The organism is Marinobacter caseinilyticus, from assembly GCF_011074955.1.
GTDB classification, from domain to species: Bacteria; Pseudomonadota; Gammaproteobacteria; order Pseudomonadales; family Oleiphilaceae; genus Marinobacter; species Marinobacter caseinilyticus.
In genome coordinates, this window is the sequence record NZ_WUQJ01000006.1 from 190419 (window position 1) to 204052 (window position 13634).

The window sequence follows — 13634 nt, forward strand, 5'->3', positions numbered from 1 at the left end:
TCTTATTAGAGATTCTGCAACAGCCGTGCCGTAACCTCGGAATTCTCGTCCGCCGTCTGCATGATTTTCACCTGCATTTCGAACTGACGGGACAGCTGCAAATTGGAAATCATTTCCTCGACCGCGTTCACGTTGGAGCTCTCCAGAAAGCCGGAGGTGATCCGTAGGTCCGCCTCCGCCGGCTCTGGGCCAACCAGTGCCTGGTCAGGCTTGCGCCGCATGAAGCCATCTTGCCCCTTTTCCAAGGCGCCCCTGGGCGGGTCAACCAGTTTGATGCGGTCAATTTCCGCCAGCTGGCCGGCGGCTCCCCCAACAGGAACAATGGAGATGGTCCCGTCAGCTCCGATCAACACCTTGTCATAGGGTGGCAGTGCGACCGGGCCACCGTTGCCGAGCACCATTTCGCCTCCCGACGTTCGCAGCAGCCCGTTAACATCGATTTGAAGGCTGCCGGCGCGGGTAAAGACTTCTTCGCCATTGTCGTTCTGGATAGCCATCCAGCCATCACCGTTCATGGCAATATCGAGGTCGCGCCCGGTCTGGATCAGCGCACCCGATTTCATGTCAGTGCCGGGGCGCTCGGTCATGGCGTAGGCCCGGGTCGGAAAATGCTCTCCATAAACCGGCATACTGCGAGCTTGCGCAAAATCTCTTTTAAAACCCGTGGTGGTAACGTTGGCCAGATTATTGGCATGGGCCTGCTGAGCCAGCATGGTTTGCTTGGCGCCGGACATACCAATAAAGATCGACTTATCCATAGGACAACTCCTGCCGGAATTTTGACTGATAGCAGGGTTAATGCAGGAGTCGTGCCATTGTGGACAAAAGCTTAATGAAGAACGTCAGGGGGATTGGGCGGCGTCAGGAGACACTGTCGCGAGCCCGGCCTGCTAAGGCCCGGGCCCGGGCTCTTGATCTGGTGTCCTGCCACTTGATTAACGGAGGTTGATGATGGTTTGCGTGACCGCATCCGAAGTTTCAATGGTCTTTGCGTTGGCCTGGTAGTTCCGCTGGGCAATGATCAGGTTTACCAATTCCGCTGAGAGATCCACATTGGACTCTTCCACCGAACTGGCCTTGATCGCCCCAAGGGTACCAGTGTCTGGGCGGCCAATAATGGGCTGGCCTGAATCAAAGGTTTCCACCCAAGTGGTCTCACCAACCGGCGCCAGTCCAGTGGTGTTGTTGAATGAGGCCAATGCGACCTGGCCCAGGGTTTGAGACTGGCCGTTGGTATAGCGGGCAAACAAAATGCCGGTGTCCGACACATCCAGCCCGGACAACCGCCCGGTGGCAAAACCGTTCTGCCGCTGGTCATTGACGCCGAAATCACTACCAAACTGCGTGGTATCCTCCAGATTAATGACGAAGTTGGAGCTGGTCGGCGGATCTGGAATGGGGGTGACGCCGCCACTGCTGATCAACAAGGGACCTGACGAACCATTGGGATCACCATTGGAATCCAGCGGGGTCCAGTTTGAAATCAAAACCTCGCCATTGGGGTTGCCATCAATACTCTCCAGCGTGCCGTCGGTATTAAACTGCAACTCGTAGCGAGCCGGTGACGGCCCGCCCGTGGGCAACGGCGGATCCCCGACATCTTCACCGTCAATCTGAACGTACATCGCCCAGACACTGGCGCCACCGGTTACCGGCTCTTTTACGAAATACTGGGTAATCTCGTGAGGGTTACCCAGGCTGTCGTAGATTGTGGTCGACGTTGCGTGGTTATAGGTGCCCTGGTCGTTGGGATCAAACTGATTGGTTCTGAACGGTTGCGAAGACGAACCGGCCAGCAAATTGCCATCCGACGTCAGGGTGACATCACGGCCAAGGGTAATATTAACGCTGCCGACCTGAGTTTCCGTTACGATACCCGCGCCCGACTGGTAGGACACGGTCAGATCATTGCCCCGGCTTTCGACAATACGGAGATCGCCTGCGCCATCGATGGTGGCGCTTACGCTGTTCAATGGTGAGTTGTTCAGAGCATCTCGTAACCAGTCAATGGGATTGGGCTCACCCGCCGGAATATCAAAGTCCGTACCCTGGACGGTAACCGTTTCTCCCGCCTGCACTTCCGATGCGGCCAGCGTGTACTCCGTGCGCGCCGAGGCGCTGATATCATCTTGCTGGTTCAACAGATCTGCAGTTGCGCTGGCCTCACTGCCTGCCGGGACAGACACGTTTCGAGTTGACCCATCAGAATAAGTGATAGTCAGCGTTTGAGCGGTTGTGGACGTCCCTACGGCCGGCTGTGCGGTCTGCACCCGAGTGCCGCTGACTTCCAGAACCCCTTCCCTGGAATCCAGGTTCAGCTCTGACTCGATGTTGGTCGTGCGCTGGGGTGCCAGATTGGCCGTATCGACCTGCAAGTCACCACGAATACCGGAAAGATTGCCGTCATCGTCGGCCTGAAAGCCCTGAACGCGCATGTTCTGGTTATTGGTGACAAAACCGTCTTTGTCGATGCCAAACTGACCGGCGCGGGAATAGCGCACCTCGCCACCGTTGTTCAGGACAAAGAAACCGTCGCCATTTATAGCCATATCCAGGCCGTTGTCAGTGAAGCTGATGTTACCCTGGGCGAAGCTCTGCTGGACGTCCTGCACCCGAACGCCGTCACCAATCGGGCTGGAGCCCGAACTGAGAAACCCGTTCGCGTAGAGATCCCCGAACTGAACCCGGCTTCCTTTAAAACCAACCGTGCTCGCGTTTGCAATGTTGTTACCGGTGACATCCAGGTCAACCGATGCAGCGCGTAAACCGCTAAGTCCTGTATTGAACGCCATACCACACCTCGTCTTTTCTAACCTGGTTAGTTGATCTGCTGAACATCGGACAACCCGATTGAGCCCATGCCGGCAAGATTCAGCGTGATGCTGCCCTGTTTGCCGAGTGAAACGCTGTCGACATTGGCGCTGACCACCGTACCCAACTGTTCAGTGCCGCTCGGATAAGAGGCCTCGGCCACAATCTGATAGGGTCCCGCCGGCATTGCCGCTCCGCTGCTGTTCTTACCGTCCCAGACAAAACTGGCCTGACCGGGCTGGCTTGCGCCCATATCGATCTGACGAATGCGTTCGCCCGCCTGATTAATGATTGAAACCCGGAGACTGGAGGTCGTGGATGGCACATTGACCGCGCCTTTGATCTCACCTGCAGCGCCCAGCAAACCACCCCCGGACGGCACCAGCACCGTGCGCCCCACCATGGCTGAAGCTTGCAGAGCCTGGGTAGAGCGAAACTGACCGACAACGTCGTCAACGCTGCCCGAGAGCGACTGCATCTCCTCGAGTGAGCTGAACTGAGCCAACTGGGCGATGAAGTCACCGTTGTCCTGGGGTTCCAACGGATTCTGATTTTTAAGCTGGGCAATCATCAGCTCCATGAACTCGTTTTTACCGAGCTCACCACTTTGACCAGCACCCTGGTCTTTGGTCCTGTACTGACTCAGAACATCCGATGCTGCGGTACCGTTCACCGTACTCATGGCAAATTCCTCAATGCGTGGTTACTGCTGCCCAAGGGTCAGGATGCGCTGCATCATCGACTTTGCGGTATTCATGACGTCAACGTTCATTTGGAAACTGCGGGACGACGACATCATGTCCGCCATCTCTTCGACAACATTGACATTGGGGTAAAACACATAGCCGTCTTCATTGGCCGCCGGATGCTCGGGCTGGTAGCGCATCTGCAATTCCGCGTCGCTTTCCACAATGCCTTCAACCTGAACGCCGGTGCCTGAGCCGTCATTGCCACCAAAACTCAAACCGTTCTGGCCGGGGTTCATCATGCTTTGCTGTATCGCCGCGAACACTGGCTTTCGGGCACGGTAAGTTGTGTCCGTACTGGAGCTGGCAGTTTCAGCGTTGGCGATGTTGGACGCGGTGGTATTCAGTCGCAACGACTGCGCCGTCATTCCAGAACCGGCAATATCAAAAATGCTACCGAGTGACATAGTAACTCTCCTGTCTCATGCTACGACGGGCTTATTGGCCGGTCAGGGCTTTGGTCAACCCTGTAAATTTACTGTTCAAAAACTGAAAACTGGCCTGATAGTCCATGGCATTGCGCATAAAACGGCTCTGCTCTTGCTGGGCATCGACCGTATTACCATCCAGTGAAGGTTGATGTGGCTGACGATAAAGCAGCTCACTGCCTTCAGTGCCCCCGCCCAGCCCCATATGACCCTCATGAGAGGTTTGCATCTGTAGGCCTTGCGAGGCCGTCGCCTGCTGCAACATGGCCTGAAAATCAATGTCACGCGCCTTAAAACCCGGCGTATCGGCGTTGGCAAGATTATTGGCCTGAACTTCCGCTCGTTTAACACGAGCCTGCAGTGCCTGCTCGTGTATTCCTAATGCGCTGTCGAATGAGATTGCCATGGAGGCCTCCGGACCGTTTGACTGGTTACCGGTCGATGGGTGCCGGCAAATGCGTCGTTAACAGTTCCAAAGCAACAGCAATGCCAGTTTTACAGATTGGCGCCAAATGGCGCACGGGGCGGGATGGGCAATCCTGGATATCGATGGGAAGAGCAGAGAGAAAGCGGCAAACAGGTGAAAAGCGGCAATGGCTTTCCTCCCCGTGTGCAAACCCTGACGGTTACGCCGGCCAACGCTGCACGAACTCGGCAACTGACGGACGGGGCACGGAAGGTTTTTCCGACTCTGCCGTGCCCACATACAAAAAGCCGGCGATCGCTTCATCCTCGGTTAAGCCCAATGCGCGATGCACCAAAGGATGATACGCCAGGGCACCGGTACGCCACATGACGCCATACCCCGCCGATTGCAGGGCGAGCGATACGTAGCCCAGGCCCACTGCAGAGGACATGGTCTGCTCGATCGCAGGCACCTTGGGGTGAGTTTTGTAGCAGGTAATGCCAACAATGATCATTGGAGCCCGCAGGGGCGATCGCCGTAGTTTTTCCTTGTCACCGGCCAGGGGGTTGTCCGGATCGTCAACGGTGCGGGCGAACACCTCTCCCAATGCAGCCAGACCTTGCCCTTCAATCACTAAATAACGCCACGGCCTCAGCAGCGCATGGTCGGGGGCTCTTGCGGCACACTCAAACACCGTGTCGAGAGTCGCCTGATCCGGTGCGGGAAGTGCCAGTCGCGGCTGAGAAGCTCGATTCAGGATTGCATCAATTACGTCAGTCATTCAAATCCCTGCTATTCTGGTCGGTACGTTCACGAATACTTGGGTGGGAACCCAGTCGCAATTAAATTGTGACTAACAGGCAATACTGTTAACCTTTAGTCGTAGTTACCCCTACCAAAAACAACAAATAATCCGGTAGAGATACCATGAGTCACAATCGAAAATTTAGCTGTTTTTCTGAGTTTTATCCGTTCTATCTTGAAGAACACAGCGACCCGACCTGTCGACGACTGCACTACATGGGCAGTTTTCTGGTCCTGGCGGTTACGCTCTATGCCCTGGCATCTCAAACCTGGCTCTACCTGCTGCTACTGCCAGTAATTGGGTACGGCTTTGCCTGGTTTGGTCATTTTGTATTTGAAAAAAATCGCCCTGCAACCTTTCAATACCCGCTCTACAGCCTGTTGGGTGACTGGGTCATGCTGAAGGATATGCTGACAGGCCGCATTCGGTTTTAACATGATGAACGCCCCACTAACTGTGAGCAAATCAATTGTGCTGGACGCACAGAATAACCCCATCGCCATTCCTCCGATGCCCGATTACAAAGGCCGGATAATGGCGTATACCGCCACCGCCGCTGTGATCGTGACAGGCCTCTGGGACGGTGCATTTGCACCCTGGATGGCGTGGCTATTGGCCGGCGCGTTGAGCTGGCCGCACGTCGTTTATTACCTGACCCGGCGAACCTGCCTGAAACGGTCGGCCCGCATTCGCCAGAAAATGCTGTTGATCGATTGTGTCATCGGCGGGGCGTTCGTGGGTGTGATTGGCCTGGTTGCCATACCCACGATCGCAGTGGTGCTGATGCTTATGTTCAGCGGCCTGATCGTTGGCGGGGTACGGCAATGGTTGCTGGGTTCATTGTTCATGCTCTCGTCCGCTGTTACAGCCGTTGCCATCTGCGGCACGTCAGATACCTTTCAATCCCCGTTGATGCTCAGCATCGTTTCCATGCTGGCGACCGGGCTCTACATCTGCGTAACGGCTTTTTACTCCCATCAGCAGGCGCGGGCACTGATGATGGCGAAGACTCAAATCCAGAATCAGCGGGAACAATCCATAGCACTCTCCCATAAGCTCTCCAAATACCTGTCGCCCCAGGTCTGGCAGTCGATCTTTACCGGTGAGCGCGACGTACGGTTGGAGACCCAGCGCAAAAAGCTGGTGATCTTCTTTTCCGACATCAAAGGCTTCACTGAGTTGTCAGAAGAAATGGAGCCGGAAGCATTGACGGAGCTTCTGAATCACTACTTTAACGAAATGTCGGAAGTCGCCCTTAAGTACGGTGGAACCATCGATAAATTCGTCGGCGACTCCATTATGATTTTCTTTGGCGATCCTACCAGCCGCGGTCAACGGGAAGATGCCTCGGCTTGCGTATCCATGGCCATCGATATGCGCAAGCATATGAAAATCATGCGGCAAAAATGGCGCAGCCAGGGCATTAAGACCCCGCTGGAAATCCGCATGGGCATCAGCACCGGTTACACCACGGTCGGCAACTTCGGCGCCGAAAACCGAATGGATTACACCATCATTGGCAAAGAAGTAAACCTTGCCAGTCGTCTGGAGTCGCTTGCGGAGCCAGGCGAAATACTGGTCTCTTACGAGACCTTTTCGCTAATCAAAGACTGCATAATGTGCCGGGACAAAGGCGAAATTACGGTCAAGGGCTTCGGTCGGCCAGTTCCCATCTACGAAGTTGTCGATTTCCGCCGCGACCTGGGGCCCAACCGCAGTTTTCTTGAGCACGAACACAGCGGCTTTGCCATGTATCTCGACTCGGAGAAGGTAACCGATCGCGAGCGCCAGGCCATTCTATCGGCCCTGGAAGACGCCGCCGACCGGTTACGACAAGAGGATGCTTGAGAGGTAACTATCGCGCCACGCTATTGGCGTATGAGACGACCACTCGGGGCCTCTCCAGCTGAGGTGCTGCGCCAGGGGTTGATGTCCAGGCCCCCGCGTCGGGTATAACGGGCACAGACGGTGAGTTGGTCCGGCCGGCACTGGGTCATGATGTCGGTAAAAATCGTTTCCACACAGTGCTCGTGAAAATCCTGTTGCTGTCGAAACCCCACCACATATTTCAACAACCCGGAGTGCTCCACCTTCGGCCCTGTGTACTCAACCAGCAGTGTTCCCCAGTCCGGCTGGCCGGTCACCGGACAGTTGCTTTTCAGCAGATGCGAACACAGCCGCTCAGTCACAACACTGCCGCCCTTTGCCGCCAAGGCCTCCGGGCAATACTGGTAACTCACGGAATCCACTGGCTCGTCATCGATGAGCACATAACCTTCGGGACGCCCCAACGCTTCCGAGGTCTGGTCGACGCTGTGCAGTGTCACCCGGACCGCCGCGCCACTGGCGCTCGACAAATCGCCTTCAATGACTTCCATTAGCTGATCAACCGAAGAAAACGTCGCCTGATTCAGCGAGTTCAGGTAAAGCTTGAGCGACTTGGACTCAATCAGTGCGGCCGATGCGGCCGGTACCCGAATCTCCGCCCAGGCAACCGCTGGAACGCCATTGGGCCGGAGCCAGGATAGTTCCCAGGCTTGCCACAAGTCCTCGCCAAACCAGGGCCAGCGGCCATCCTCCAGTCCGATCCTGCGACGATTGTCATCCCTGGGGACCGGAAATAGCAATTCCGGGCTATAACGATCGGGGTAGTCGCTGGTTTTACCGAGTGGCGCATCAATAAGAGCCATAGCGGGTTCCTGAGTCAGTGTCGGATGCCTTTGCCACGCTGCAGCATACGCAAACAGATTATGGACAAAACGGTGATGAACAGCACGATCATAACCAATGCCAGCCCGACATTGACATCGGATACCCCTAATATCCCATACCGAAAAGCGTTCACCATGTACAAAATCGGGTTAATCAGCGACAGCCCTTGCCAAAACGCCGGCAACAGGTCAATTGAGTAGAACACCCCCCCGAGATAGGTAAGCGGCGTCAAAATGAAGGTGGGAACAATTGAAATGTCATCAAATTTGGTGGCTAACATAGCATTGATAAAGCCGCCCAGCGAAAACAGTGCCGAGGTCAGGAAAACCGTCAGAATCATCACCGGCAGGTTGTGGATTTCGAGTTGGGTAAACGCCAATGACAGCAGTGTGACAATCAGCCCCACACCGAGACCGCGGGTCATGCCGCCCGCCACATAACCCAGCAAAATAACCCAATTGGGTACCGGCGAAACCAACAGTTCTTCAATGCTGCGCTGAAATTTCATACTAAAAAAGGACGACACCACATTGGCATAAGAGCTTGTAATCACTGACATCATGATCAAGCCAGGCACAATGAAGGCCATATAGTTGAAGCCCCCCATATCACCAATGCGTGAGCCAATCAGGTTGCCGAATATCACAAAATACAGTGTCATGGTGACCGCCGGTGGCAGCAGTGTTTGCGGCCATATTCGAGTAAATCGACGCACTTCCCTGACAACAATTGTACTGAACGCTGTAAAAATGGCATGTGGGCTCATGAGTGTGCTCCCTGCTCACCAGCATTGTCTTCCACCAGACGGAGGAATAACTCTTCCAGCCGATTCGCTTTGGTCCGCATACTGAGCACCTTGATTTTGTGTCGCTCAAGCTCAATAAACACCCCATTCAAACCCTGGCTCTTTTCCACATCCACTTCCAAAGCGCCCTCTCCATCAATACGGGTGGTAAAACCTTCCAATGCCAAAGGCTCCGTCAAATTCTGATCGGTATCCAGCACGAACGTTTCAACACTGAGTTGCTGAAGCAAATCCTTTTTACTGGTGTGCTTGACGATCCGCCCCTTATCAATGATGGCGATATTCCGACACAAGGCTTCCGCCTCTTCCAGATAGTGCGTGGTAAGGATAATCGTAGTGCCCTGGCGGTTTATTTCTTCCAGAAAGGCCCACATCGAACGACGAAGCTCAATATCAACACCCGCCGTCGGCTCATCGAGGATCAACATTCGGGGTTCGTGCACCAGTGCCCGCGCAATCATCAGTCGACGCTTCATTCCTCCGGACAGCATCCGAGCCGGCGAATTGCGCTTTTCCCATAACCCAAGCTTGCGCAGGTACCGTTCGGCCGATAGCTTCGCCTTGGCAAAAGGGATGCCGTAGTAACCCGCCTGGGTCGTGACAATGTCGAAAACCTTCTCAAACTGATTAAAATTGAACTCCTGAGGCACCACACCCAAATTCATTTTGGCAGCCGACAGATCGGTATCGATATCGTGTCCAAACACCTGGACGCGGCCAGATGTTTTATTAACCAGCGAGCAAACAATCCCTAAAGTCGTTGATTTGCCGGCTCCGTTGGGGCCTAGCAAGGCAAAAAAATCACCCTCTGCAACGTGTAGATCAATATTTTTCAAGGCCTCAAAGCCGTCACCGTAGGTTTTGACGAGCCCATCGATCTGCAAAGCGTTAGTCATGAAACGATCCCGTTATCACAGCAACGACCTCAAGGCATCGCCGCCTGCATAAATTGAAGAGTGAACGAAGAATGACATAAGGTGGTGGCACTGCGGCTGGAATTCAAGACACAGGGCATGCGATGGCCGGCTCGCCAATCCCCTAAACTGCGACAGGCATCCCGATATACCCCGGGTTGCGTCCCCTATAATAACGGTTACAACAATTTACAATCGCGCCCACTGAGAGGCCGGTAACCAGGGAATGCGACGAACCACCATGAAATTGGCTCACTTGATCTTGATTTCCGCATGCGCTCTCTCCGGATGTCTGGATGGCGGCGGTTCCGATGGCGATGACCGCTCAACAGGGCAAATAACGCCGACCGGCGTTGAAGGCCTCCAGTATCAAACCGCGAGCCAGACTGGCAAAACCGACAGCCGCGGCACGTTTCGCTACTACCAGGGTGAGCGGGTAGACCTTCGCGTTGGCAGTCTATCCCTGTTCAGCAAGATTCCCGCCAATCGATTTTTAACACCATTGGATTTTGTCCCCTCCGTACGCGCACAACTTGAAAATGCTGAGCTGACCGATGAAGGCCTTCTGAGCCACCAACCGAAAGAATTACAATTGATTGAGACCTTGGAAGTAATCAATGTGACGCGATTTATTTTGTCGTTGAACTGGGAGCGATCCGTAAGCTCTGGACAAGGCGTCGACATCCGGAATCGTACGATTGGTCAATTGAATGTCGCGCTGCCTAGCCTGGAGAGCACCATCGACTTTTCTGCCGGCCAAGCGGAATTTAGCGAACCGGTTCAACGAGGACTGGCCACCGGCGAGATTACGTCCGGATCACCTGCAAACCGCCTTTTGGATGCTATCTGCTTTTACTCGGTGGATAGCGAGCTATGCGTTGAAACGCCAACGATAAGTGAAATTGAAAACGCCCCGGAGCCGCCTGACAACGATGAGGACCGGGATCCTGACATCAGGTATCAGGACGACCTCCGAAATCTGCGCGAACGAATATTGGCCGGAAAACGCGAAATCGGCGATGTCGGATTATCCGATGTGCGTGAGTACCTGAAGCGAGAACTCGACAGCGTTTCCCGACGGATCGCAAACCAGTATTACCTGGATGCATCAACAGCACAGCACCCCGCTTCCGACACTCGAATTCACAAGGTCCAGATTCGAAAAATTGCCGGCGAGCCTTCGCTGGATCAGATTGAGGCGATCAGTACCAACCCACTCAATGTAATCGTACATTCTTATGACCGACAGTCAGCGACCGTCGAGTACTTCATTGATGGTGATGGCGGAGAGGAAGGTGAAATTCTGATTAACTTCAAGCCAACGGGTGACTATCGGTGGGTAAAAAAACAGATCAGGGTCGTCATTAAATCATAACGGACCGCCTGCCAGGCAACACCACACAGTGTGGTATTACCGTGTCGGCGGGGGTGAAATTAACCACCGACCAGTTTTTTGAGGTTCCAGCGGGATTCGGTTCCGGTTACATCAAAGTGGTTAGGGTTCAAACCATCCGTACCGAAGGGTAAGCACCCTTCGATCTGTAACATCTCCTGTGCCGTCCGATCTTCATTGACACTCGCCAGGTTGATTACCTTCGCGGTTCGCAATGGCTCATGGTTTCGATTCGTCATCACCATTACCCTGGGCCACAGACGCCTTGTTGGCGAATGGGACACGACCACGCCGCGCTCACCACTGTTTAATTCAACCAGTGTTCCGGTGGGGTAGATACCGATGGACTGGATGAATTTTTCTACCAAATCTTCCTGGAATTCAATATTACGCTGTTCAAATAACTGACTGACAGCCTGGGCAGGTGTCATTGGCGTATGGCCTTGGCGAGGCTCAATTAAGGTCTCATAGTGATCAACGAGCCCCGCAATTTTCGCCAACAAGGGAATCTTGTCGCCTTTCAATGCGGCAGGAAAGCCGGATCCATTGTGGCGCTCGCGATGCCCTCGTACGATGCTGACAACCGCCCGAGACATGCCAGCTTCTTCAAGCTGAACCGCGCCCCGCTCTGCGTAGGTTTTGAACAATGAATATTGTTCAACATCAAGGCAGTGTTCGTTTTCCAGGATTTCTTTCGGCAAAACCACCTTGCCTACATGGGCAAGCAAACAGCCAACGGCCAAATGGGTCAGGAGACCTTCCTGCAGGCCAAGATGACGCCCACAAACCAGCGCCCAGACCGACGTATTAAGTGCATGCTGGTATGTGTAATCGTCATGCTCACGCACTCTCGCCAACCACAGCAACGCATCAGGGTTTCTTATGATGCTGGCGGTCATTTCTTTCGCAACACGAGTAAGGCGCTGAGTATCGGGGATCGTGTGCGCTTTGATGCAACTGGCCACATAGTCCAACGCCTTTCGAGCATCCCCTAACAAATTGGCACTGAGCTTCAGTTCTTTCCTGAGCGACGACGCAACATCATGGCGTACCGGACTCCTGACCGCTATCGGTGGCAACTGGAGAACATTCTGAGAATTACGACGGTTAGCTCGGCGGGCAAAGACGGGCGCTTTGACCTCGTCATATTCTTCGGCCATTGCGACTTCGGCAACATCGATTTCCACTGTTTTGCAGTGAGACATCAGTGACCGGATTTCATCCAGCGATCGGATGTAAAAGCCTTGTACCGGGAATGGCGTCGTATGCCATGGACGATCCAAATCAGACACGAACATGCCGATTTCCAGATCGTGTACGGATACCTTCTTTTGACGAACGCCCACGGCACACCTCAATTTATAAATTGCTACGATGCCTATTCTGACCGAGTGACGGGAAGAGTCCATTACAGTTTTGTATGGCGCCGTAACCATTTGACGACAGAGTGTTACCGAAGTTGTATTCAGGAAACAAAAGGTAGCAGCGTGACTGGCGTCACACTATCGCTGATCCATCGACCGGTCGAAGCTGCGCAAACCGGTCCGCCCGATAAGCCTGCGGCGAGTTATTCCTTATCACATACCGAATCTTCCAGCGCTGGCATTCCGCCATTCAGGCCCCCCCGAGCCACTTTACGAGCGTGGACGACGTAAGGCACGACAGACGCCCGGAGATAATCCGTGCTTTCACTCTCCTGCCCTATCGGCTGAGAGACCTCAGCCGGCTTGCAGGACACCTTTAACTTGAACTGAGCCGGAAGCGCTGCAATACGATCGACACTCTTTGAAGTCACTCGCATGCATGCCGATTGATCTTTCATTGCTTCACCGGTATCCGACACCCCCCGGTCCAGCTCAGGGTCACCGCATGCACGAATGCCGTCACCGCATTCACCGGCGGAGGTGAATGCCTCCTGGGTACGGTCAAACAAACGCCAAACCCTGGTGCTGCATTGGCTTTCGACGGTTATAGGTGTCGCTTCGCTCTGTGCTATCCACCACGCCGGGTATTCTGCGGTTTGCCAACTTAAGCGTACCTGGCGAGGCTCACCTTGCGAGTTTGCAGCCGGGAATACAGCGTAATGATCGTAATACGAGGCACAGCCAGAAAACACCAAAGATGCCAGCAATAAGCAAACCGAAGCCGTTTGTGAGAAGGGTGTCATTGCTTTTCCATCCATGGGGTCGCTAAATCACATCGAAAAGGAACCGGCATTATGACCTGGGCATGCCGCGAAACAACCTACTGGTCCTCAAATTGAAGTCCAAATCCGTCTACAGTTTTACGCACAACCACCATAGGGAGAACCGGTGCCGGGACCGGCAAGCCCTGAACCTGCACTTCAAGATGGTCGCCAATGCTTGGCTCAAAGCCGTCTTCGACAATGATAAATATGCCCCCGTCGGAAATGTCACGGGTCGCAAATATTCTGGCCTCGTCATTGGAGTCACGCACCCTGACCTTCACATTCAGAGCGGTGCGCGTGTGCTGTCTTCGGTCAGATGTAGTCATTCAGTGCCGCCTGCCTTGCATGAGTCACCTCGAACGGATACCTGCTTTTATTGTCTTTGTCTGTACGTCGTTGAATCATAGCACATTTACGCCATATAGG

At 54.2% G+C, this 13634-nt stretch carries 15 protein-coding genes; 3 read left to right on the forward strand and 12 right to left on the reverse strand.

Annotated elements, in window-relative coordinates; genetic code table 11:
- Positions 1–5: 5 nt before the first annotated feature.
- From GRX64_RS03115 to GRX64_RS03140, 6 genes are all read right to left on the reverse strand, one after another.
- Entirely contained in the window at positions 6–758 is a 753-nt protein-coding gene (locus GRX64_RS03115) for a flagellar basal body rod protein FlgF (protein WP_166263729.1), read from the reverse strand.
- Between the two features lie 177 nt (positions 759–935).
- Complete coding sequence (locus GRX64_RS03120) at positions 936–2792, reverse strand: flagellar hook protein FlgE (RefSeq protein ID WP_166263730.1); 1857 nt, start codon at positions 2790–2792, stop codon at positions 936–938.
- Positions 2793–2818: 26 nt separating this feature from the next.
- A complete protein-coding gene (locus tag GRX64_RS03125) occupies positions 2819–3493 on the reverse strand; it encodes a flagellar hook assembly protein FlgD (RefSeq protein ID WP_166263731.1) in 675 nt (224 codons plus the stop codon).
- A gap of 21 nt (positions 3494–3514) precedes the next feature.
- Complete coding sequence (flgC, locus tag GRX64_RS03130) at positions 3515–3964, reverse strand: flagellar basal body rod protein FlgC (RefSeq protein ID WP_166263732.1); 450 nt, start codon at positions 3962–3964, stop codon at positions 3515–3517.
- 31 nt (positions 3965–3995) lie between these two features.
- The gene (gene flgB / locus GRX64_RS03135; RefSeq protein WP_166263733.1) at positions 3996–4391 is read right to left on the reverse strand and encodes a flagellar basal body rod protein FlgB; all 396 of its coding nucleotides are present in this window, start codon (positions 4389–4391) and stop codon (positions 3996–3998) included.
- Between the two features lie 220 nt (positions 4392–4611).
- The gene (locus tag GRX64_RS03140) at positions 4612–5172 is read right to left on the reverse strand and encodes a nitroreductase family protein (RefSeq protein ID WP_166263734.1); all 561 of its coding nucleotides are present in this window, start codon (positions 5170–5172) and stop codon (positions 4612–4614) included.
- Positions 5173–5318: 146 nt separating this feature from the next.
- On the opposite strand from GRX64_RS03140, the gene GRX64_RS03145 reads away from it, so the two are divergent.
- Together GRX64_RS03145 and GRX64_RS03150 are read left to right on the forward strand one after the other, a co-directional pair.
- Positions 5319–5630 carry an Mpo1-like protein gene (locus GRX64_RS03145; protein WP_166263735.1) on the forward strand — a complete coding sequence of 104 codons (312 nt, stop codon included), beginning with the start codon at positions 5319–5321 and terminating at the stop codon, positions 5628–5630.
- Between the two features lies 1 nt (position 5631).
- Entirely contained in the window at positions 5632–7044 is a 1413-nt protein-coding gene (locus tag GRX64_RS03150; protein WP_207308716.1) for an adenylate/guanylate cyclase domain-containing protein, read from the forward strand.
- A gap of 20 nt (positions 7045–7064) precedes the next feature.
- Here the strand turns inward: GRX64_RS03150 and queF are convergent, their stop codons facing one another.
- From queF to GRX64_RS03165, 3 genes are read right to left on the reverse strand one after another with little or no spacing between them, the layout of a single operon-like run.
- Complete coding sequence (gene queF / locus GRX64_RS03155) at positions 7065–7886, reverse strand: NADPH-dependent 7-cyano-7-deazaguanine reductase QueF (RefSeq protein ID WP_166263736.1); 822 nt, start codon at positions 7884–7886, stop codon at positions 7065–7067.
- A gap of 14 nt (positions 7887–7900) precedes the next feature.
- Positions 7901–8674, reverse strand: coding sequence for an ABC transporter permease (locus GRX64_RS03160; protein WP_166263737.1), 774 nt, complete (start codon positions 8672–8674; stop codon positions 7901–7903).
- Complete coding sequence (locus GRX64_RS03165; protein WP_166263738.1) at positions 8671–9609, reverse strand: ABC transporter ATP-binding protein; 939 nt, start codon at positions 9607–9609, stop codon at positions 8671–8673. Before GRX64_RS03165 ends, GRX64_RS03160 begins: the two co-directional genes overlap by 4 nt.
- 259 nt (positions 9610–9868) lie before the next feature.
- On the opposite strand from GRX64_RS03165, the gene GRX64_RS03170 reads away from it, so the two are divergent.
- Positions 9869–11002 (forward strand): organic solvent ABC transporter permease, encoded by a 1134-nt coding sequence (locus GRX64_RS03170; protein WP_235937496.1) that lies wholly within the window; start codon positions 9869–9871, stop codon positions 11000–11002.
- A gap of 59 nt (positions 11003–11061) precedes the next feature.
- On the opposite strand, the gene GRX64_RS03175 is transcribed toward GRX64_RS03170, so the two are convergent.
- From GRX64_RS03175 to GRX64_RS03185, 3 genes are all read right to left on the reverse strand, one after another.
- A complete protein-coding gene (locus GRX64_RS03175; RefSeq protein WP_427901638.1) occupies positions 11062–12429 on the reverse strand; it encodes an HD-GYP domain-containing protein in 1368 nt (455 codons plus the stop codon).
- Between the two features lie 158 nt (positions 12430–12587).
- Positions 12588–13187: a hypothetical protein gene (locus tag GRX64_RS03180; RefSeq protein WP_166263740.1), complete on the reverse strand. Its 600-nt coding sequence runs from the start codon at positions 13185–13187 to the stop codon at positions 12588–12590.
- Positions 13188–13264: 77 nt separating this feature from the next.
- On the reverse strand, positions 13265–13534 hold the full coding sequence (locus GRX64_RS03185) for a PilZ domain-containing protein (protein WP_166263741.1): 270 nt from the start codon (positions 13532–13534) through the stop codon (positions 13265–13267).
- Between the last annotated feature and the right edge of the window lie 100 nt (positions 13535–13634).